General features: G+C 70.0%; 18 protein-coding genes and 1 tRNA gene. 9 read left to right on the plus strand and 10 right to left on the minus strand.

From position 1 onward, the window contains the following. Nucleotides 1-112 precede the first annotated feature (112 nt). Nucleotides 113-1,819, plus strand: a complete 1,707-nt coding sequence (locus tag F6X68_RS07570; RefSeq protein WP_151453576.1) for a bifunctional UDP-sugar hydrolase/5'-nucleotidase — start codon at nucleotides 113-115, stop codon at nucleotides 1,817-1,819. Between the two features lie 135 nt (nucleotides 1,820-1,954). Here F6X68_RS07570 and F6X68_RS07575 read toward each other — a convergent pair whose 3' ends face one another. Then, nucleotides 1,955-3,238, minus strand: a complete 1,284-nt coding sequence (locus F6X68_RS07575) for an MFS transporter (protein WP_151453577.1) — start codon at nucleotides 3,236-3,238, stop codon at nucleotides 1,955-1,957. 132 nt (nucleotides 3,239-3,370) lie between these two features. On the opposite strand from F6X68_RS07575, the gene F6X68_RS07580 reads away from it, so the two are divergent. Continuing rightward, entirely contained in the window at nucleotides 3,371-3,844 is a 474-nt protein-coding gene (locus F6X68_RS07580; RefSeq protein ID WP_151453578.1) for a hypothetical protein, read from the plus strand. Between the two features lie 66 nt (nucleotides 3,845-3,910). Here the strand turns inward: F6X68_RS07580 and F6X68_RS07585 are convergent, their stop codons facing one another. Next, nucleotides 3,911-5,830 (minus strand): hypothetical protein, encoded by a 1,920-nt coding sequence (locus F6X68_RS07585; RefSeq protein WP_151453579.1) that lies wholly within the window; start codon nucleotides 5,828-5,830, stop codon nucleotides 3,911-3,913. Nucleotides 5,831-6,229: 399 nt separating this feature from the next. Here F6X68_RS07585 and F6X68_RS07590 point away from each other — a divergent pair, with 399 nt between their 5' ends. From F6X68_RS07590 to F6X68_RS07600, 3 genes are all read left to right on the plus strand, one after another. Next, complete coding sequence (locus F6X68_RS07590) at nucleotides 6,230-6,766, plus strand: hypothetical protein (protein ID WP_225852047.1); 537 nt, start codon at nucleotides 6,230-6,232, stop codon at nucleotides 6,764-6,766. A gap of 197 nt (nucleotides 6,767-6,963) precedes the next feature. Next, a complete protein-coding gene (locus F6X68_RS07595; protein ID WP_151453580.1) occupies nucleotides 6,964-7,509 on the plus strand; it encodes an RNA polymerase sigma factor in 546 nt (181 codons plus the stop codon). A gap of 25 nt (nucleotides 7,510-7,534) precedes the next feature. Then, complete coding sequence (locus F6X68_RS07600; RefSeq protein WP_225852048.1) at nucleotides 7,535-8,083, plus strand: hypothetical protein; 549 nt, start codon at nucleotides 7,535-7,537, stop codon at nucleotides 8,081-8,083. 584 nt (nucleotides 8,084-8,667) lie between these two features. Here the strand turns inward: F6X68_RS07600 and F6X68_RS33405 are convergent. Both F6X68_RS33405 and F6X68_RS07610 read right to left on the minus strand, forming a co-directional pair. Next, nucleotides 8,668-8,841 carry a hypothetical protein gene (locus F6X68_RS33405; protein ID WP_165947716.1) on the minus strand — a complete coding sequence of 58 codons (174 nt, stop codon included), beginning with the start codon at nucleotides 8,839-8,841 and terminating at the stop codon, nucleotides 8,668-8,670. Next, the gene (locus F6X68_RS07610; protein ID WP_151453582.1) at nucleotides 8,838-9,056 is read right to left on the minus strand and encodes a flavin reductase; all 219 of its coding nucleotides are present in this window, start codon (nucleotides 9,054-9,056) and stop codon (nucleotides 8,838-8,840) included. The genes F6X68_RS33405 and F6X68_RS07610 overlap by 4 nt, the downstream gene beginning before the upstream one ends. 483 nt (nucleotides 9,057-9,539) lie before the next feature. Between F6X68_RS07610 and F6X68_RS07620 the strand changes: the two genes are divergently transcribed. Together F6X68_RS07620 and uppS are read left to right on the plus strand one after the other, a co-directional pair. Continuing rightward, on the plus strand, nucleotides 9,540-9,764 hold the full coding sequence (locus F6X68_RS07620) for a winged helix-turn-helix domain-containing protein (protein ID WP_151453583.1): 225 nt from the start codon (nucleotides 9,540-9,542) through the stop codon (nucleotides 9,762-9,764). Between the two features lie 205 nt (nucleotides 9,765-9,969). Beyond that, nucleotides 9,970-10,752, plus strand: a complete 783-nt coding sequence (gene uppS / locus F6X68_RS07625) for a polyprenyl diphosphate synthase (protein ID WP_151453584.1) — start codon at nucleotides 9,970-9,972, stop codon at nucleotides 10,750-10,752. Between the two features lie 279 nt (nucleotides 10,753-11,031). Here uppS and F6X68_RS07630 read toward each other — a convergent pair. Further along, nucleotides 11,032-11,108: transfer RNA gene (locus tag F6X68_RS07630), tRNA-Pro, on the minus strand. A 292-nt stretch (nucleotides 11,109-11,400) separates the two neighbouring features. Then, nucleotides 11,401-12,294 (minus strand): metallophosphoesterase, encoded by an 894-nt coding sequence (locus F6X68_RS07635; protein WP_151453585.1) that lies wholly within the window; start codon nucleotides 12,292-12,294, stop codon nucleotides 11,401-11,403. A 25-nt stretch (nucleotides 12,295-12,319) separates the two neighbouring features. Between F6X68_RS07635 and F6X68_RS07640 the strand changes: the two genes are divergently transcribed. Then, entirely contained in the window at nucleotides 12,320-12,775 is a 456-nt protein-coding gene (locus F6X68_RS07640; protein WP_151453586.1) for a GatB/YqeY domain-containing protein, read from the plus strand. 81 nt (nucleotides 12,776-12,856) lie between these two features. Here the strand turns inward: F6X68_RS07640 and F6X68_RS07645 are convergent, their stop codons facing one another. Then, the gene (locus F6X68_RS07645; protein ID WP_151453587.1) at nucleotides 12,857-15,295 is read right to left on the minus strand and encodes a penicillin-binding protein; all 2,439 of its coding nucleotides are present in this window, start codon (nucleotides 15,293-15,295) and stop codon (nucleotides 12,857-12,859) included. Between the two features lie 404 nt (nucleotides 15,296-15,699). On the opposite strand from F6X68_RS07645, the gene F6X68_RS07650 reads away from it, so the two are divergent. Continuing rightward, nucleotides 15,700-16,020, plus strand: a complete 321-nt coding sequence (locus F6X68_RS07650; RefSeq protein ID WP_132238543.1) for a WhiB family transcriptional regulator — start codon at nucleotides 15,700-15,702, stop codon at nucleotides 16,018-16,020. 6 nt (nucleotides 16,021-16,026) lie between these two features. On the opposite strand, the gene F6X68_RS07655 is transcribed toward F6X68_RS07650, so the two are convergent. The 3 genes from F6X68_RS07655 to F6X68_RS07665 form a co-directional block, all read right to left on the minus strand. Then, nucleotides 16,027-17,178, minus strand: a complete 1,152-nt coding sequence (locus tag F6X68_RS07655) for an ArsA-related P-loop ATPase (RefSeq protein WP_192581315.1) — start codon at nucleotides 17,176-17,178, stop codon at nucleotides 16,027-16,029. A 54-nt stretch (nucleotides 17,179-17,232) separates the two neighbouring features. Next, nucleotides 17,233-18,210, minus strand: coding sequence for an ArsA-related P-loop ATPase (locus F6X68_RS07660; RefSeq protein ID WP_151453589.1), 978 nt, complete (start codon nucleotides 18,208-18,210; stop codon nucleotides 17,233-17,235). A gap of 26 nt (nucleotides 18,211-18,236) precedes the next feature. Continuing rightward, nucleotides 18,237-18,777 (minus strand): hypothetical protein (locus F6X68_RS07665; RefSeq protein WP_225852049.1); only part of this gene is annotated, 541 nt, incomplete at its 5' end.

Genomic DNA, 18,777 nt, shown 5'->3' on the forward strand with positions numbered 1-18,777 from the left:
GCGGCGGCGCTCGGCCACCCTCGCCACCGCGACCGAACCTGTCGACGGCGCGGCCCGCCCCCGGGGTGGACCGTCACCCGGGTGCCCGCGCCGGCTTCCCACGAGGAGTTCCATGTCCATCCCCGGGATGCGCCGGGCCGCCATCGGCCTGACCGCGCTCGCCGTGACCGCCTTCGGCGCGGTCACGACCACCCCCGACCAGGCGGACGCCGGCCCGAAGCCGGTCGCCGTCAAGCTGCTCGCCCTCAACGACTTCCACGGCAACCTCGAACCGCCGTCCGGCTCCAGCGGCAGCATCGCCGGGCAGCCCGCCGGCGGGGCCGAACACCTCGCCACCCAGCTCGCCGAGCTGCGCAGGCACGCCAAGAAGCAGAACACCATCACCGTGGCGGCCGGCGACCTGATCGGCGCCTCCCCGCTGCTCTCCGCCGCGTTCCACGACGAGCCGACCATCGAGGCGCTCTCGCTGGCCGGGCTCGACTACGCCAGCGTCGGCAACCACGAGTTCGACGAGGGCGCCGACGAGCTGCTGCGCATCCAGAACGGCGGCTGCCACCCGGTCGACGGCTGCGTCGACGGCACCCCGTACGAGGGCGCCGGCTTCCAGTACCTCTCCGCGAACGCGTTCAAGACCGCGACCGGCCAGCCGCTGCTGGCCCCGTACGCCATCCACAAGGTGCAGGGCGTCAAGGTCGGCTTCATCGGCATGACGCTGGAGGGCACCCCGCGGATCGTCAGCCAGCAGGGCGTCGCCGGCCTGACCTTCGCCGACGAGGCGCAGACCGCCAACCGGTACGCCCGCGAGCTGCGCCGCCAGGGCGTCGAGACCATCGTCGTGCTGCTGCACGAGGGCGGCACCCAGGACGCGACCGGCGGCATCAACGACTGCAAGGGCATCTCCGGCCCCATCGTGGACATCGCCAACCGGATGGACCCGTCCATCGACGTGGTCGTCAGCGGCCACACCCACCAGGCGTACAACTGCGACATCGCCGGCAAGCTGGTCACCAGCGCCAGCTCCTTCGGTCGCCTGGTCACCGACATCGACCTCTCCATCGACCGGCGCACCGGCGACGTGATCAGCGCCAAGGCCGAGAACGTGGTGGTCACCCGGGACCTCCCCAAGGACCCGGCGCAGACCGCGCTGATCAACCGCTACAAGACCGTGCTCGGCCCGGTGGCCGGCCGCGAGGTCGGCCAGACCACCACGGAGATCAAGAAGACCCAGGAGACCCTCTTCGGTACGACCCTGGGCGAGTCCCCGCTGGGGAACGTGATCGCCGACGCGCAGCTCGCCGCCACCGACGACGAGCAGGGCGCCGTCGCCGCCTTCATGAACCCCGGTGGCGTACGCGCCGACCTCGACGCCGGCCCGGTCACCTACGAGGAGGCGTTCACGGTGCAGCCGTTCGGCAACAACCTCGTGACGCTCGACCTCACCGGCGCCCAGCTCTACTGCATGCTGGAGCAGCAGTTCGTCACCGGCCGGACGCTCTACCCGTCGTCGACCGTCCGCTACGTCGTCGACCCGGCCGGCACCACCGGCACCGTCGCCGACGCCTGCACGGGCACCCGGGTCGTCCGGGGCAGCCTCACCCTCGGCGGGGTGGCGGTAACCGCCGACGCCACGTACCGGGTCACGGTGAACAACTTCCTCTCCGGCGGCGGCGACGGCTTCACCGTCCTCACCGGCGGCACCAACGCGGTCACCGGCATGATCGACCTGGACGCGTTCGTGGCCTACCTGACCGCCGAGTCCCCGGTCTCGGCGCCGGCTCTGGACCGCATCCGGACCACCGCGGAGGTCCCCACCGCCTGACGGCAGCGGTACGCACCTGACGGGCCCTGGAGCATCCCTGGCGGATTCTCCGGGGCCCGTCGCCGTCAGCAGCGCCGGGGACCGGACGCTCGGTGCCCGCCGTCCACGGTCCGCGTGCGCGGCGGGGCGGTGCGGTCAGGCCTGCACGGGGGCCGGTTCGGTGGCCGGCGGGGCGGCCGGCGCGCGGCCGTCCTGGGCCGGCGTGAGCAGCCGGCGCAGGGAGAGCGCGATGAGCGAGGCCACCAGGCAGCCGCTGACGACCACCACGACCCAGATCCGGCCGTCGGCCGCACCGAGCAGCGGGCCCGCCGTGACGGGGCCGATCACGCCGCTGATGCCGAAGATCATCGAGCTCATGGCGTTGTACCGGCCGCGCAGCGCGTCCGTGGCGAGCGCGTTCGTCAGCGCCGGCATCACCGGCGACAGCAGCGTCTCGCCGAAGCCGAAGATCGCCGAGCAGGCCACGACGCAGAGGGCGGCAAGCAGCGCGTTGCCCGGTCCGACCACGCCCCCGGCCCCCAGGACCAGCCAGGCGATCGCGAAGACCCCGCCCACGACCGCCAGCCCGCCCGTGCGGCTGCGCCCCTCCATCCGCCGCAGGACCAGCAGTTGGGAGAGCACGATCATCACCGTGTTGCCGGCCAGCGCCCAGGCGACCACGCGCGGCGTCACCTCGGCCACCCGTATGGCGTAGGCGGTGAAGCCGACCTCGATCTGCGCGTAGCCGCAGGTGGTCAGGACGAGGCCGAAGATGACGAGTCGGCGGAACGGACGGTCGCGCAGCACGGTGAGGTAGCCGCCGGCCGACGTCCGTTCCCCGGCCGGTCCGGCGGCGAGCCGGTGGCCCACGTGCGGCAGGGTCAGCAGGATCAGCGCGGGCATCAGGTAGCTGATCGCGTCGAGCACGTAGATCGCCTGGAAGGTGACCTCGCGGGCGGTGTCGACGATCGCGCCGGAGGTCAGGCCGCCGACGCCGATGCCGAGGTTGAGCAGGGCGAAGTTCAGCCCGAAGACCCGCTGCCGCTCGTCGGCGTCGGTGAGCGAGGCGAGGATCGTGTTCTGCCCGGGCCAGATGACCGAGCTGCCCATCGCCACCAGCGTCATCACCCCGAACGCCGAGGCGCTCGAGTCGACCAGGGCCAGCGACCCGGTGCCGACCGCCTCGATCAGCAGGCCCGACAGCAGGATCCGGCGGGCGCCGAACCGGTCGATGAGCGCGCCGCCGATCGGCGAGAGCGCCAGGGTGATCACGCCGTACCAGCCGATCACCAGGCCGGCGCGGGTGTCGGTGAGACCCCGGACGTCGGTCAGGTAGATGAACAGGAACGGCAGGGTGAGGCCGCGCCCGATCGCCGACAACAGCGTGCCGATGAGCATCCGCCGGGCTTCGGAACGGCGGGGCAGGGCGCGACTGAGCATCCCCCGATTCTGTGTGCTGGGTGTGACACGGCGCGAGGCCTTTTCGCGCCGAGTTTCCCGTTCGCCGTGTGCGCGGGGTCACACCGCAGGCGCGTCGGCGCGGCGTCGTACCTCTCTGCGATCCTGGTCGGGATGACCACAGCCTGGCGACACCTGCCCGCACCGGCCCGCGAGATCGCCGCCGCCACCACCGACGCGGTCGCCGCCGCCCGCGAGCGCGCCTCCGAGGCGTACGACGTCGCGGTGGCCCGGCTCGCGGCGGCCGAACGGTCGGGTCTGGTGCTCGGCGCGGTGGTCCGGCTGCTGCTGGAGGAGACCCACCCCGACGGCCTCGACGGCGACGACGTCCGCCAGGTGCTCGAAGGCTGCGTCCGCGACGCCGCGCAGTGGCGGCCCGACGTCGACCCGCACGTGGTCCTCGTCCTGTTGGCGGGCGCCCTCGGCGTCTACGACCCGGACGGTGACGAGTCGCCGCCGGACCCGCCCGCCGTGGCGCGGCACGCGCCGCTGCTCGTCGCCGACCTGCTCGCCGTCACCGGCCGGCCCGTCGAGGGCTACCTGACCGCCGCGTTCGCCGAGATCGCCCGCACCGAACAGCAGGACTGACCGGCGTCGTCGTACGTGACGGAGGGCCCGGCAGGTGCCAGGCCCTCCGTCACCTACGAGCAGGGCTCAGGAACTGGCCGCCACCTCGAACGAGTACCAGTTGCCGTACTCGCTCAAGGTGCCGTCGGGCTTGACGGCGTACACGGTCAACAGCACCCAACCGCTCGTCGTCGGCGTCCAGGTGACCGTTGCGCGACCATTGGCATCAGCCGCGATCTCGGTCAGCTCCTCGCCGTCGACGAAGGAGTACCGGTAGGCCACGGTGTCCGTCCAGCCCGGCGGCGGGGAGAAGGTGAAGGTGCCTGCGACTCCCACTCCGCCGACCGGCGAACCGTCCGGCGGCTGGACGTAGACGTCCGACTTGACGCCCGGGCCGGGGTAGAAGTAGGTCGACCAACTGGCCTCTGTGGAGACGAAGCCGTTGTCGCTGTTGCTGCGTACCCGCACCGAGTGCCCATGCGGATTGCCGGCGATGAAGCTGAAGTGCGCGGTGCCGTCCTCGGCGGCCTGCCTCGTCTCGCGATCCCCGTTGTCCAGGACGATCTCGTATTCGCGGACGCCGGTGACGCCGGCCGCCGGGGCGAACTTCAGCACCACCTCCTGTCCCCACTGCGGATCTCCGTTCTCGACCCGGACATCCGGCGCGGACCAGGGAATCATCGTCTTGTAGACGGTCTGAGCCGAGATGTTGCCGGCGAGGTCGAGGGAACGCACGGTCAACTGCTGCGGCCCGGCCCCGGTCGGGTTCAGCGTCACGGTCGCCGAGCCGCCAGGGACGTCCGCCCTGACCGTGTTCGGCAGGCTGAACGGATCGCGGCAGACCAACTGGCCCAGGTCGCCCGTGGCCGCGCACGTGTTCACCCCGAGGCCGTTCCACGAGTACTGGAAGCCCGCCACGTCCTTGTTGCCGCCGCCGGAGAAGGTGAAGACGCCCGGCACACCCGCCGGGGCCTGCTGGCCGGTGTCGGTGGCCGGGTAGTTCGCGGAGGCAACCGTCGGTGCCGTGGGGCTGGTGTCGTCGTAGGTGAAGAAGCACTTCTTCGACCAGGCCGAGAAGTCCGCCCCGTCACCCACCCGGGCCTGCCAGGCGTACGACTTGCCGTCGACGAGCGTGCCCGCTGGCAGGTTGGCCGTGTGCACCCGACCCGAGATGGCGTGCTGGCTGGTGAAGACCTGTCGGGCCGCCGCATCGCCCGTCGGCCAGATTGCGAACTCACTGGTCAGGCGGTACTCGTCATCCGGGTCCGCGTCGGTGCCGAGGGCCTGGAGCACGTTGGCGAAGCCGGCCAGCCGTGGGTACGGACGGAACTGGGTGCACGGGAACCCGCCGTTGTAGAGGTGGGCGTTGTCGCCCTTCGGCACCGAGTTGTACTGCGTGGTCAGGCCGACGCTGCGGTACCAGTTGAGCCGACGACCGTAGGCCGGGTCGCTCTCGTTGGCTTCCGGGACGCGGATCTCGAACGTGATCCGGCGCTGCTTGCGCGCCACAGCGTCCTGCACGGCGGCACCGACGTCGAACGACAGGGTCGCCTTCGGGCACCATTCCGGGGTGAGGACCTCGTCCAGCTTGGTCAGCGGCTCAGGAGCGCTGTTCCAGGTGGGCGTGGTGCTCACCGGCTTGGTGCGCCAGATCTCGATCGCCCGCTTTCCGCAGTCGGCGGCGCTGTACTCCTCGATGAAGACCGTCCCACCGTAGATCTTCCGGCCCTCGTAGGCGGACAGATCGAAGGTGGCGTAGACCCGGGAGGTGTGGCTGACCCCCGCGTCGTCCACGGACGTGCCGAGCGGCATGTGTGTCTCGTCGTTCCACCCGTACGCCTTGCGCGGCGTGGCGGAGTCGGTCCAGCCGATCTGGATCGACGGAGCGCTTTCGTAGTGCGGTGCCGCGACGGCGGGACTGCCGGTCGCGACGAGGGCGAGCCCGCTGACGCCCAGCGTCAGCGCGAGCGCGCCGATGAGGCCACGACGTGGCCAGGTAACTATCACAGTGGATGGCCCTCCCCGTATCCAGCCGGGATCGTCCGGCCGGAAAGTTGTGGACATCAAATCGTGCAGGCTCGATGGGCGGCAACAGCCTTTCGGGCGCTGCTGCACGCCCCAGACGTCTTGGTCATGGTCGATCCGGTGAGGTCATGGCCGGTCCGGTTGCCGCTGATCGCAGCAGCAGGCAGGGGGCCGTCCGCAGCATCATCGGGTGCCGGTGTTACAGGGGGTGAGATCCCCAATCGGCGGATGAGGCCACAACTGAGACCAGCCCAGCCGTCGATGCCGCTTCTGCTCCGCTGGAAAGCCGGTCGATTGCCCGCCTTGACGCTCAAACCACACCCTTGTGGGCTGTGGTCTTCATCCGGTGAAACATCGGACCGGGTTTCTGGCATACACCAGGTGCAAGCCCACGACCTGGAGGTTCACGTGCCAATGAATGAACAACGAACTCCGCAGATTGCCCCGGTCAGCAGGAGTCGTCGCCGACTGTCGCGGGCCGGGTTGATCACAGCGATTACCGCCGGAGTGGTTGCGGCCGGTGCCGGTACGGCGGCCGCTGTCGCATACCTCACCGAGGAAACCGTGGCCAGCGGCATGCCCGGCGCTGCCGTGATCTTCGAGGGCACCGACCCGTCGTGCACCACGACCGACCACGTCGTTTTCGACTGCACTCTCAGCCGCGCGCCGAAGTCAGACGTGCTGCCCAATCCCGCTAAGCGGGAGAAGGTAAAGACGGCACCTCGGCCCGCAGCGACCGATTACACCGACGTCAAGCACGCGTTCGTTGACGATCAGGGCAATATCGCGGGCGGATGCAAGGGTGTGGACGCCGCTGGGCTGCACTGGGTCTGCTACGCCGGTCAGCGAGCGGTCACGGAAGGGGTCATCGCCCAGCGCCTACTCGGGGAGCACCTGGACTCGCCCGCCCGCGGCTAGCCCCTCAATCCGACCATCATCGGCGGAGGGCCGGTCTCTGATGGGATCGGCCCTCCGCTCGTGCTGCTCCAGCCAGCGGCGTATACGAGAAGGTCCTGAGTCGGTGAAACATGGGGCTGGGTTCCTGGCATAGACAAGGTGCAAGCACCACTACCTGGAGGTCAACGTGCCGAGGGCGAACATGGATCGGAGTGCGGGTGAGGTCTGATGTCGAACTGCTCGCCGTCTCAGGGCAGGATGCACTGGCCTTCCGCGAGCTGTACGAGCGCTACGCGCAGGCGATCCACGGGTTCTTCAACCGGCGCACAGGTGACCACGACGCAGCACTTGATCTGACGGCCGAGACGTTCGCCCAAGCGTGGGAGTCGCGAGGCCGGTTCGCTGACCAGCGCGAGGGATCTGTGGGCCCATGGCTGTTCGGGATAGCTCGTAATTTGCTCCTGAAGGCAGTCCGGGATCGGCGGATGGCCGCCGACGCCAGCGCCCGACTGCATGTCAGGGCGGACCGAGCTGTCGTTGAACCAGAACAGAGTTGGCTCGACGGAATGGACGCAGATCTAGAGATCGCGCTCGCGGCACTGCCGGCCGCGCAGCGCACCGCCGTTGAACTACGTGTGCTTCACGATCAGACATACGAGCGGATCGGTGACGCCCTCGACTGCTCCCCCACGGCAGCACGCATCCGCGTATCACGTGGCCTCGCCTCCCTGCGCACCCTGCTCCGACCGACCAGATCGCTTTGACCAACCAGCTCTACGGAGGCTCGTCATGACCAGTCAGTTGCACCCGGACCTGATCCGGCTCGGCGACGAACTCGAGCACGCCGTCAGCCGGCAGATTGCCCCGGTCAGCAGGAGTCGTCGCCGACTGTCGCGGGCCGGGTTGATCACAGCGATTACCGCCGGAGTGGTTGCGGCCGGTGTCGGTACGGCGGCCGCTGTCGCATACCTCACCGAGGAAACCGTGGCCAGCGGCATGCCCGGCGCTGCCGTGATCTTCGAGGGCACCGACCCGTCGTGCACCACGACCGACCACGTCGTTTTCGACTGCACTCTCAGCCGCGCGCCGAAGTCAGACGTGCTGCCCAATCCCGCTAAGCGGGAGAAGGTAAAGACGGCACCTCGGCCCGCAGCGACCGATTACACCGACGTCAAGCACGCGTTCGTTGACGATCAGGGCAATATCGCGGGCGGATGCAAGGGTGTGGACGCCACTGGGCTGCACTGGGTCTGCTACGCCGGTCAGCGAGCGGTCACGGAAGGGGTCATCGCCCAGCGCCTGCTCGGGGAGCACCTGGACTCGCCCGCCCGCGGCTAGGGCGTGTCTCGAAGTGCGTGTAGCCATTTGTTGATGGCGGTGACGTGAATGGTGGCTTCGTAACGTACGGCTAACTTGTCGTACCGGGCGGCCACGGCGCGGTGGCGTGGGCAACCGAGCTGGACCAGCGCTTGGCCCCGGCGACCGTCCGGAAGTGCTGCCGCCGCTGCGGGCTGTGCTGGCGCTGGCCGTGCGGGATCGCATCATCGCGGAGAACCTTCAAGCCCTACCCGAAGTCCCGCGCGGCCCGGCTACACGCACGCGTTCGAGGCCGGCGCGGACCGGGTGCGGGAGTCGTTCGCTGACTCCCGACGAGAACGACGACCAAGGCGGCGGGACGACAGTGGCGTAGCTCAACGAGCTAGATCAAGCCGGATGTGGCAAAAGGCCAGGTGAGATGACATCTCACCTGGCCTTGCCCATCTCGGTCGGGGTGGCCGGATTCGAACCGACGACCTCTTCGTCCCGAACTGGCTGCATCGTGGTCGGGTCAGGCTGCTCCCGAGGTCACGGGCTCTGCTGAGGCTCGGCTTGGCCTGGTTCGGCTGACACGGTTGCTGTACTTCGCTGCTGTACTGCTGGCGTCAGATGAGGCGCTGGATGCGGACCTTGGGCTGCTCGTTTCTCAGGTGGCCTTCCTTGTGCTGGCGGACCTGCTCGTTCCAGACCTCCTGGTCGTAGTCGGGGTCGGGTGGGATCCACTTGTGGGAGCCGTCGCTGTAGTGGAACTTCTCGTCGCCGGGCCGCAGGATGCTCATCGGGTCCAGCCGAGGAATCGGTGGTGCAGGTTTCCGGCGGGGATGTGGGCCAGGTCCTGGGCGGCGTCGACGAGCTGGGCGGCGAGGTAGAGGGCCAGCGACACCGGGGCGCGGTCGTACTCCGCTCGTAGTTCGCGCCGTCTGGGCTGGCAGGGCCAGTCGGCACCGCAGCCGCAGCACGTCCAAGCCGGTGTGACCGGGAGGTGTGTCGTCATCGCGGCGCATCCTGGCTCGGCCAGTGGCCCCGGTTGATCGGGATGGGATGACGGCTTCGGCACGGCAGGTCGCTTCCACAGCGGCAGATACGCCGCCAGTGCCGCCATGACCAGACAGGCCGGTGCCGGCGGGCGAGCGTCAACGCCGCCGCCAAGACGTACTCGTCGTAGGACACGCGTCGCCGGCTGTTGTTCTGCCTCTGGTGGTAGCCGGTGTCCCGCACGGGACCTGCGGTCGAACCAGTTGCATCGTTCGGTCTGGTCATCACGCCTCCCGCCGACGCTGGGGTCCCGTGGGTGCCCGGTCAGCCGTGTCCGGAGACAGGGCACCCACGGCAGGACGACCCGGCCGCCAAGCTGGGTAGCCCCACCAGCAACTTAAGACGCAATGTGCGCAGGGTCAACAGCTACGACACATAGCGTTGTAAGTCGAGCCGGAGGTGTGGTCTGCTTGCACCAGCCGCCAAGCTGGGAGCACCACCTATGTCTGAAGCTGCCTACCTACAGGTCGCCCGGGAGATCCGCGAGCAGGTCAGCTCCGGCCAGTTGAAGCCGGGCGACAAGTTGCCCTCGTTCGCCGCCCTCTGCGAGCACTACAAGGTCAGCAACACCGTTATTCGCGCCGCCATGCTCCTACTCAAGGCCGAAGGCCTGATCGACGGCCGACAAGGCAAGGGCGTCTACGTCGCCAACCCGCTTCCCCGGTAAGCCGGGGTCGCTTTCCGAGGCACGACGCCTCGCTTACAAGAACCGTGCGGTTCGTCTGCCTGCGTCCGCATCCGTCGCCCGCCTCGACCGACCGTCCACGCGACGCCGGGCGTGGGCGTCTTTGTTCCGGCTCGTAGCTGTCACCGTTGCTGTCGACAGTCCGCGCGGGCCAACGCCAGCGCCGATGAGGTGATTTCATTCGATCATGGTGCAGCCCATACGCCGTGGCGCCTACCGGCTCTACACCCGCCGCCTCCGCGCCCAGCTGGCCGGGAAGTCGCTGCCACGGCACGTAGCAATGGTGATGGACGGGAACCGCCGGTGGGCCAGGCAGGCGGGCTTCGATGACCCCGGGATAGGCCACCGGTACGGCGCGGAACACGTCCACGAGGTACTGGGCTGGTGTGCCGACATGGGCATCCATCACGTCACTCTGTTCATCGCCTCCGTCGACAACATGCGTAAACGGGCATCCGAAGAGGTGGAGAACCTGATGCGGATGATCGAGGAGGTCGTCGCGGAGCCGCTCCTCCGCCCGGCCAATCCCTGGCAGCTTCACCTGGCCGGCCGCGCCGACGTCCTACCCGACTCGACACGCCACGCCCTGAAACTCGCGGAAGACGCCACCCGCGAACGCGGTGCCGAGTTCCATCTCACAGTCGCCATCGGCTACGACGGCCGCGAGGAAATCGTCAGTGCAGTTCGTTCCCTGCTGGAACAGGAGGCACGAGCGGGCGCCACACTCGACGACGTCGCACAACGACTAACCGCCGAGGCTCTCGCGGCGCACCTGTACACCGGCGGCCAACCCGACCCTGATCTGGTCATCCGCACGAGCGGAGAACGCCGCATGTCCGGGTTTCTGCTCTGGCAGGCCGCCTACTCCGAACTGTACTTCTGCGACGTGTACTGGCCCGGCTTCCGGAAGATCGACTTCCTGCGCGCCCTGCGCTCCTACTCGGCCCGCAGTCGACGATTCGGAGCGTGACAACCACATCCCCCTGCTCCCGGTTCCGTGGCACAACCGCAAAGACCGGCGACCATCAGACGTTGAAGCGGAACTCAGGTGCGCCCTGCCGTGGCCTGCGGCAGCCTGGTCGCCGCGCTGGTCACGTCCCGTTTTGGGCTCACCTTGGACCGCTACACGCACTCGACTCGAGACCGGGATCGCAGGGTGCTCGCGTCGTTCGCTGCCTTCGAGAAAGCAATGATCGTCAGAAACGAATCAAGGCCCCTCGTTGGAGGGGCCTTGACCTGCTCTTACCTCTGGTCGGGGTGGCCGGATTCGAACCGACGACCTCTTCGTCCCGAACGAAGCGCGCTACCAAGCTGCGCCACACCCCGAGGCGTGCCGACAAATAGTAGCCCACCCCCGTCGGTGGTCCAACTCGGTACCCCCACCGCCCTGCGGGTCCTCCCGGACCGTGCGGTACCCGCCGGGCGCCGACCCCGTCTGGCGCCTGATGTCGTGAACGACTCAGCTCGACAGGGCGAACACAGCCAGGTCCCCGGACGGATCCGACGCTCACCCTGCACGGCTGCCTGCCGGCAGCCAATTCCGCCTCGCTCGTCAACCGGCCGAGCCGCCGAGCCGCCGGGCCGTAGGCGGCAGCCCGGCGGATCACCGGCGCGTGGGTCAGCGAGGGATCAGGGTGAGCACGCTCGCCTCCGGCGGACAGGCGAACCGGACCGGCGCGGTCGGGTGGGTGCCGAGGCCGGCGGAGACGTGCAGCCACGAGTCGGAGCCGGGCCAACGGTGCAGGCCGCGTGCCATGGAGCGGGGCAGGCCGCAGTTGGTCACCAGGGCGCCGACCCCCGGTACGCAGACCTGGCCGCCGTGGGTGTGCCCGGCGAGCATCAGCCCGAAGCCGTCGGCGGCCATCCGGTCGAGGACGGCCGGCTCGGGGGAGTGGGTGAGCGCGATCGACAGGTCGGCGGTGGGCGACACCGGCCCGGCGACCGAGTCGTAGTCGTCCCGTTCGACGTGCGGGTCGTCCACCCCGAGCAGCTCGACGACCCGGCCGCCGGCCTTGACGGTGGTGCGGGCGTTGTTCAGGTCCGCCCAGCCGGCGCCGACGAAGACGTCCCGCAGCTCCTCGTGCGGCAGTTCGACGCCCTCGGTGTACTCCCGGTCGGGCAGGAAGTAGGTGAACGGGTTCTTCCAGACCGGCCCGGTGTAGTCGTTGGAGCCGAAGACGAAGGCCCCCGGGAGGTCGAGCAGCGGCTGGAGGGCGTGCAGCACGCCGGGCACGGCGCCGGGGTGCGCCATGTTGTCCCCGGTGACCACGACCAGGTCGGGGTCGAGGGCGGCCAGCGACGCCACCCAGCGCTGCTTACGCCCCTGGTCGGGCATCATGTGCAGGTCCGACAGGTGCAGGACCCGCAGGGGCTCCGCGTCGGCCGGCAGGACCGGCACGTCGTACCGCCGCAGGGTGAACATGTTGCGCTCGACGAGTGACGCGTAGGCCAGGGTCGCCGCGCCGAGCGCGGCGGTCCCGGTCGCGAGCCGGAATAGTGTGCGCTTTCGCATGCCGTTCAGGGTAGTTTCACCGACCATGAGCACGCTGAAGGACCGTCTGACCGCCGACATGCGCGCCGCCCTGAAGGCGCGCGACGAACTGACCACCTCCACGCTGCGGATGGCGCTTGCCGCCGTCGGCACCGCCGAGGTCGCCGGCAAGGCCAAGCGCGAGCTCACCGACGACGAGGTGCTCGCGGTGCTGACCAAGGAGGCGAAGAAGCGCCGGGAGGCCGCCACCGCCTTCGGCGACGCCGGCCGCACCGAGCAGGCCACGAAGGAGATCGCCGAGGGCGAGGTGCTGGAGCGCTACCTGCCGAAGCAGCTCCCCGACGCCGAGCTGACCGAGCTGGTCTCGGGGGCGCTCGCCGCGGGCGGCTTCACCGGCAAGTCGCAGATGGGCCCGGCCATGAAGGCGGCCCAGGCGGCGGTGGCCGGCCGGGCCGAGGGCGGTCGCGTCGCCGCCGAGGTACGCCGACAGCTCGGCCTCTGACTCCGGCCGCACCGACCCGCGTACGCGAAACGGGCGGGCACCCCGCGAAGGGTGCCCGCCCGTGGCGTTCGTCCGGCCGGCTCAGCCGCCGGATCGACCCGGCGGTCGGCCGGGGGTGTTCGGCGGCCGGTTGTTGTCGGGCGTCGTGCCCGGGGCGGTGCCGCCGCCGGAGCTGATCTGGATGGTGACCACGCCGCCCTTGATGGTCCGGCCGTCGGGGCTGGTGCCGGCGGCCTTGCCGGCCGGGCAGCTCGACGGGACCTTGATGTCGGAGATGATCGCGTCGAAGCCCTCCGCCTTGATCCGGGACTTCGCCTGCTCCGGGTCGAGGCACTTCACGTCGGGGATCCGGCGCTGGTCGCCCTCGGAGATCTTCTTGCCCGGGGGCTCGAAGTTCTTCCGGTCCTTGCCCTTCATGGCGTCGCGCAGCGTCTCGTAGACCGGCGGGTTGATGCCGTCCTTCTGCTTGTGCTTCATCTTGACGTTGGTCTGCGGCCAGTCCGGGTCGGCCATGATGCCGGCCACCGCGTACTGCTTGGTCATCGCGACCAGGGCCGCGCTCTTCTCCGAGTCGGTGGTGCCGGACTTGCCGGCCACCGGCGCGTCGACGACCTGCTTGACCTCGGCCGCCGTACGGCTGCCGCCGCACTTGCTGGTGGAGGAGTTGTCACCGACCGGGCAGCGGGCGGCGTCGACGGCGGCGCGGGCCACCTCGGTGCTGACCCGCTTCTCGCAACGCGGGTTGGCGATGTCGAGCTTCTTGCCCTCCGGGTCCTTGATCATCTGCACCGGGATGGGCTCGCAGTACTTGCCGTCCGCCGCGAGGGTGGCGTAGGCGTTGGCCAGCTCAAGCGGGGTGGTGCTCGAGACGCCCAGGGTGAACGCGCCCCAGTCGTGCGCGGCCGCCTTGTTGTTGGCCCAGTCGTTCTCCCTGCTGACCCGGAACTGGATGCCGAGCCGCTTGGCCACGTCGACCACGTTCTCCGCGCCGACCTGCTGCTGGAGCGGCACGAAGTAGGTGTTGATGGAGGAGGAGAAGGCGCTCCACATGTTCTGCACGCCGCCGGCCTTCTTGCCGGAGTTGGTCGGGCAGTACTTGTTGGTGCCCGGGCAGGCGGCCTGGCTGCCCGCCTCGACGATGTATTCCGACTTGAACGCCTGCGGGGCGTTGATCGTGTAGCCGAGCGGGATGCCCTTCTCCAGCGCCGCCACGATGGTGAAGATCTTGAAGGTCGAGCCGGCCTGGTAGCCCGTGATGCCGTCGCCGCCGGTGAGCAGCGGGTTGACGGTGTTCGGGTAGTTGCCGCGCTTGCCCTTCTTGCGCTGCTTGGGGTCGCTGTGCTCCTTGTTGGCCGGCTTCTTCGGGTCGTCGAGCTTGAAGTTCCGGTTCACCGCCAGCGCCCGCACCCGGCCGGTGCCCGGCTCCACCACCGCCACCATGGCGGCTTCCTTGCTCTTCTCCGACTTGGCCTTGCGGACGGCCTTGTCGGCGCCCCGCTGGGCCTGCGGGTCCAGGGTGGTGATGACGGTGTAGCCGCCGCTCTTCAGCCGCCGCTCCCGGTCGTACGAGGTCGAGCCGAACGTCTCCTGCCCCATCCACCAGCGGTAGAAGTAGTCGCAGAAGAAGCCCCAGCCCTTCTCGTTGGTCGAGACGCAGCCGTTGGGGGCCCGCTTGCCGGTGACCACGAGCTTGGTGGCCTTCGCCGCGTCCGCCTCCTGCTGGGTGACGGCGCCGGTCTCGACCATGTTCTGGATGACGTAGTTGCGCCGGGCGAGGGCCGCCGCGTGGCCGCTCTTGGTGGTCGGGTCGTTGGTGCTCGGCGCCTTCACCATGCCGGCGAGCATGGCCGCTTCCTCGAGCTTCAGCTTGCTCGGCGGCTTGTTGAAGTAGACCTGGCTGGCGGCGTAGATGCCGTACGCGCCGTTGCCGAACGCGGCGATGTTGAGGTAGCGCTCCAGGATCTCGTCCTTGGAGAGTTCCTTGTCGATCTGGATCGCGTAGCGCATCTCGCGCAGCTTCCGGGCGCTGGTGTCCTCGGTGGCCGCGACCACGTCCGCCGGGTGGCTCGCCGAGTAGGCGATGGCGAGCCGGACGTACTGCATGGTCAGCGTCGAGGCGCCCTGCTGGCTGGACGCGTTGGACTGGTTGTTGACGAAGGCCCGGGCGATGCCGTTGAGGTCGACGCCGTTGTGCTTGTAGAAGTCGTGGTCCTCGGCGGCGATGATCGCCTTCTGCATGACGGGCGCGATGTCGGCCAGCTTCACGTCGCGACGGTTCTCGTCGTACATGGTCGCCAGCGGTGTCTTGCCGTCGGAGGCGAGAAGGTAGCTGATCTGTGGCGCGCGGGCCACGGTCAGCTCCTTGGGCAGTGCGCCGAAGGTCTCGGCGCCGGCCTTCGCGGCCAGTCCGGACATCGCCACTGCGGGGAAGGCCGCCGCCGCGACCACCACGCCGGCCAACAGGCCACAGATGAGTAGCGATGCGGCGTTGGTCAGCACATTGTGGTCACGTTTCCGCATCCAGGTCACCTCGACAGGGTACGCGAGTAGGGAACGAGGGGCGCCGGGGCGTTCTTTCCCCATTTCCTGCGCGCGCCGACCTCGTTGTGCTAAACGCATGACCCCCGGTGCGTGGTTGCGTGAATCCGCCGCCGAGTTTCCCTCCTGACGGAGGGGGCCCGCAGCGTTTTCACGGACCCCGACGGGGTAACCGGCGGTCGCGAAGCCCGGGAAGCCGGGAGTGTCCGGAATGATGGATTTCGCCGACAACGTTGCGTAATCAGGCGACTACAGAGCATGATGGTGGCGGCGACAGCGCCACATGTCGTCCGTGCCGCCTTGGGGAAGGCGGGCAGGGCGATCGGGGGGATTGCCGGCTGGTCCGCGACGGGGTCGGTAGGTACTGCAAGGGGGGACGTGTACAGATGGGCATGATCACTGACTGGCCGTCGCTGGCGGCGTGTCAGAACGGGGACCCGGACGCGTTGTTCGTACAGGGCGCCGAACAGAACGTGGCGAAGCGGATCTGCCGGAGCTGCCCAGTTCGGTACGAGTGCCTGGCCGACGCGCTGGACAACCGGATCGAGTTCGGAGTGTGGGGCGGCATGACCGAACGCGAACGTCGCGCGCTGTTGCGCCGTCACCCACAGGTGGCGAGCTGGCGCAAGATGTTCGAGGCCGCGATGAAGAAGAACGCCAAGGACAAGACCGGCAAGGACAAGATCCTCGTCACCACCGCCGGCTGAGCACCGTCACGGCCGGCTGATCGCCGCGCCGATCGTCCGCAGCCCGTCGACGTCGTGCACGTCGGCGGGCTGCGCCGTCACCGACACCGCCGGCACCGCCGGGAACGCCTCGGTGAAGCGGGCCGCCACCTGCCGCTCGCGTACCGCCTGCTGGGCCAGCGTCGCGTGGGCCCGCAGCACGTCGACGGTGCCCTCGTGCCCGCCGAGGCCGGCCAGCCGCTCCGCGGCGGCCAGGCTCTCCGCCGCGTCGAGCCCGGGCACCGCCGAGCGGTGCACCCGGTTGAGCACCAGGCCCGCCAGCGGCATCTTCTCCTCGCGCAGCCGGCCCGCGAAGTACGCGGCCTCCCGGACCGCGTCCGGCTCCGGCGCCGCGACCAGCAGGAACGCCGTCTCCCGCGCCTGGAGGATGCGGTACGTCTGCTCGGCGCGCTGCCGGAAGCCGCCGAACATCGAATCCAACGCGGCGACGAAACCGGAGAGGTCGGTCAGCAACTGGGCCCCGAGCACCTTCTGCACGACCTTGGAGAACATCCCGAACGAGGCCGTGACCAGGCTGAACATGCTCCGCCCGCCGGTCCGCGCCGGGGCCAGCAGCAGGCGCAGCATCCGCCCGTCGAGGAAGCGGGACAGGCGGGCCGGTGCGTCCAGGAAGTCGAGCGCCGAGCGGGACGGCGGGGTGTCCACCACGATCAGGTCCCACTCGCCCCGGGCGTGCAACTGGCCCAGCTTCTCCATCGCCATGTATTCCTGCGTGCCGGCGAAGGTCGAGCTCATGGCCTGGTAGAAGGGGTTGGCGAAGATCTCCGCCGCCTTCGCCGGGTCGGTGTGCTGGAGCACCACGTCGTCGAAGGTGCGCTTCATGTCGAGCATCATGGCGTGCAGCTCGCCGCCGCTGGCCTCGACGTCGATCCCCTTGACCTGGCGGGGGGTGTTGTCCAGCTCGGTCAGCCCGAGCGACTGGGCCAGCCGGCGGGCCGGGTCGATGGTGAGCACCACCGTGCGCCGGCCGTGTCGCTCCGCGGCGCGCAGCGCGAGCGCGGCGGCCGTGGTCGTCTTCCCCACCCCGCCCGCCCCGCAGCACACCACGATCCGGACGCCCGGATCGGCGAGGATCTGGTCGACGTCCAGCTGCGGCGCCGCGTCTTCGGAAGGCACCAATCGAGCGTATCGGGCCGGGTCGGTCCGTGCGCCCGGGCCGGTCGCAGGTGTGAGTCAATCCGCCCGGACGAGGGTCGCGGCGAGCTGGTCCAGGCCGGCCCGGTCCACCCCGTCGGGCAGCAGCGGCAGCTCGGTCATCGGCAGCCCCAGCTCCACCAGGTCGGCGCGGAGCGAATCCTCCAGCTCGCGGCGGATGGCCTGGTCGCGCGCCTCGGCGACGAGCCCGGCGACGGTGTCCCGGTCGGTCGGCAGCCCGGCGGCGCGCAGCCCCCGCTCCAGCTCGGTGGCGGCCACCACCCGCCCCGCGGGCAGCGGGGGGCGGGCGCCGTTGACGATCACCCGTCCCACCGGGAAGCCGAGCTGGGTCAGCTCGGCGATCGCGTCGACCGTCTCCTGGACCGGCATCTCCTCCAGCAGGGTGACGACGTGCACGGCGGTGATCGGGGAGCGCAGCAGCGCCGCGACCCCCTCGCTCTGGGTCTTGATCGGGCCCACCTTGGCCAGCCGGGCCGTCTCGGCGGTGACGTTGAGGAACCGGCCGATCCGCCCGGTGGGCGGCGCGTCCAGCACCACCGCGTCGTACGCGCGCCGCTGGCCGGACGTGCGGGTGGTCGCCTCCTTCACCTTGCCGGTGAGCAGGACGTCCCGCAGGCCCGGGGCGATGGTGGTGGCGAAGTCGATCGCCCCGAGCTTGCGCAGCGCCCGGCCGGCCGCACCGAGCTTGTAGAACATGTCGAGGTACTCCAGCAGGGCCTCCTCGGCGTCCACCGCCAGGGCCCGCACCTCCCCGCCGCCCGGCGCGTCGGTCAGGTGCCGCTCCTCGTACGGCAGCGGATCGGTGCCGAAGAGCTGGGCGATGCCCTGCCGTCCCTCGACCTCGACCAGCAGCGTGCGCCGGCCGCCGGCGGCCAGCGCGAGGGCCAGCGCCGCCGCGACGCTGGTCTTGCCGGTGCCCCCCTTGCCGGTCACGACGTGGAGGCGGGCCGGCCACTGGGTGCCGGCCGGGTCGGCCGGCGACTCTGCTGCGCGCACCCGTCGAGCCTATCCAGGCCGTGGGCTCAGGCGACCTCGCAGACCCACCAACCCGTCTTCTTCACCACGGTGAACCGCAGGTCCTGGTCGGCCACCTTCTCGTCCGCGGTGGTCATGGTGACCTTGGTGGTGACCGTGGCGCGGTCGCCGGTCTGGTTGTCCACCTTCGGGGTGCTCCACCGGAACCGCGGGTTCTGGTGGGCCGAGACGTGCTTCTCGACCTCGGCCACCTTGGCGGCGATCTTCTTCTCGTCCCGCGACGACGAGCAGACCAGGCCGGCCGCCCGGTCCGCGTCGCGCTCCTGGTAGACGGCCTTGAGGAACTCGTCGACCGCGACCGTCGGCTCCTTGGCCCCCGTGCCGCTGTCGGCGTCGCGCAGCGTCAGGAACGCGACGACGCCGCCGCCGGCGCAGAGCAGCAGGATCACGGCCAGGGCGATGGAGGCGATGAGCACGCCGCGCTTCTTCTTCGGCGCGGCGGGCGGCTGGTAGGGCGGGTACCCGACCGGGGCCGGCGGGATCGACGGGTCCGGGGCGACGGCGGGGCCGGGCGGAGGAGCGACGGCC

Origin of the sequence: Micromonospora sp. AMSO12t, from assembly GCF_008806585.1 — a bacterium.
GTDB lineage: Bacteria > Actinomycetota > Actinomycetes > Mycobacteriales > Micromonosporaceae > Micromonospora > Micromonospora reichwaldensis.

Coding starts and splice junctions, on each gene's coding strand:
- F6X68_RS07580 (WP_151453578.1), top strand. CDS start 3,371: ATGACCACAGCCTGGCGACACCTGCCCGCACCGGCCCGCGAGATCGCC.
- F6X68_RS07600 (WP_225852048.1), top strand. CDS start 7,535: ATGACCAGTCAGTTGCACCCGGACCTGATCCGGCTCGGCGACGAACTC.
- F6X68_RS07620 (WP_151453583.1), top strand. CDS start 9,540: ATGTCTGAAGCTGCCTACCTACAGGTCGCCCGGGAGATCCGCGAGCAG.
- F6X68_RS07650 (WP_132238543.1), top strand. CDS start 15,700: ATGGGCATGATCACTGACTGGCCGTCGCTGGCGGCGTGTCAGAACGGG.
- F6X68_RS07645 (WP_151453587.1), bottom strand. CDS start 15,295: ATGCGGAAACGTGACCACAATGTGCTGACCAACGCCGCATCGCTACTC.
- F6X68_RS07640 (WP_151453586.1), top strand. CDS start 12,320: ATGAGCACGCTGAAGGACCGTCTGACCGCCGACATGCGCGCCGCCCTG.
- F6X68_RS07575 (WP_151453577.1), bottom strand. CDS start 3,238: ATGCTCAGTCGCGCCCTGCCCCGCCGTTCCGAAGCCCGGCGGATGCTC.
- F6X68_RS07635 (WP_151453585.1), bottom strand. CDS start 12,294: ATGCGAAAGCGCACACTATTCCGGCTCGCGACCGGGACCGCCGCGCTC.
- F6X68_RS33405 (WP_165947716.1), bottom strand. CDS start 8,841: ATGAGCATCCTGCGGCCCGGCGACGAGAAGTTCCACTACAGCGACGGC.
- F6X68_RS07570 (WP_151453576.1), top strand. CDS start 113: ATGTCCATCCCCGGGATGCGCCGGGCCGCCATCGGCCTGACCGCGCTC.
- F6X68_RS07610 (WP_151453582.1), bottom strand. CDS start 9,056: ATGACGACACACCTCCCGGTCACACCGGCTTGGACGTGCTGCGGCTGC.
- uppS (WP_151453584.1), top strand. CDS start 9,970: ATGGTGCAGCCCATACGCCGTGGCGCCTACCGGCTCTACACCCGCCGC.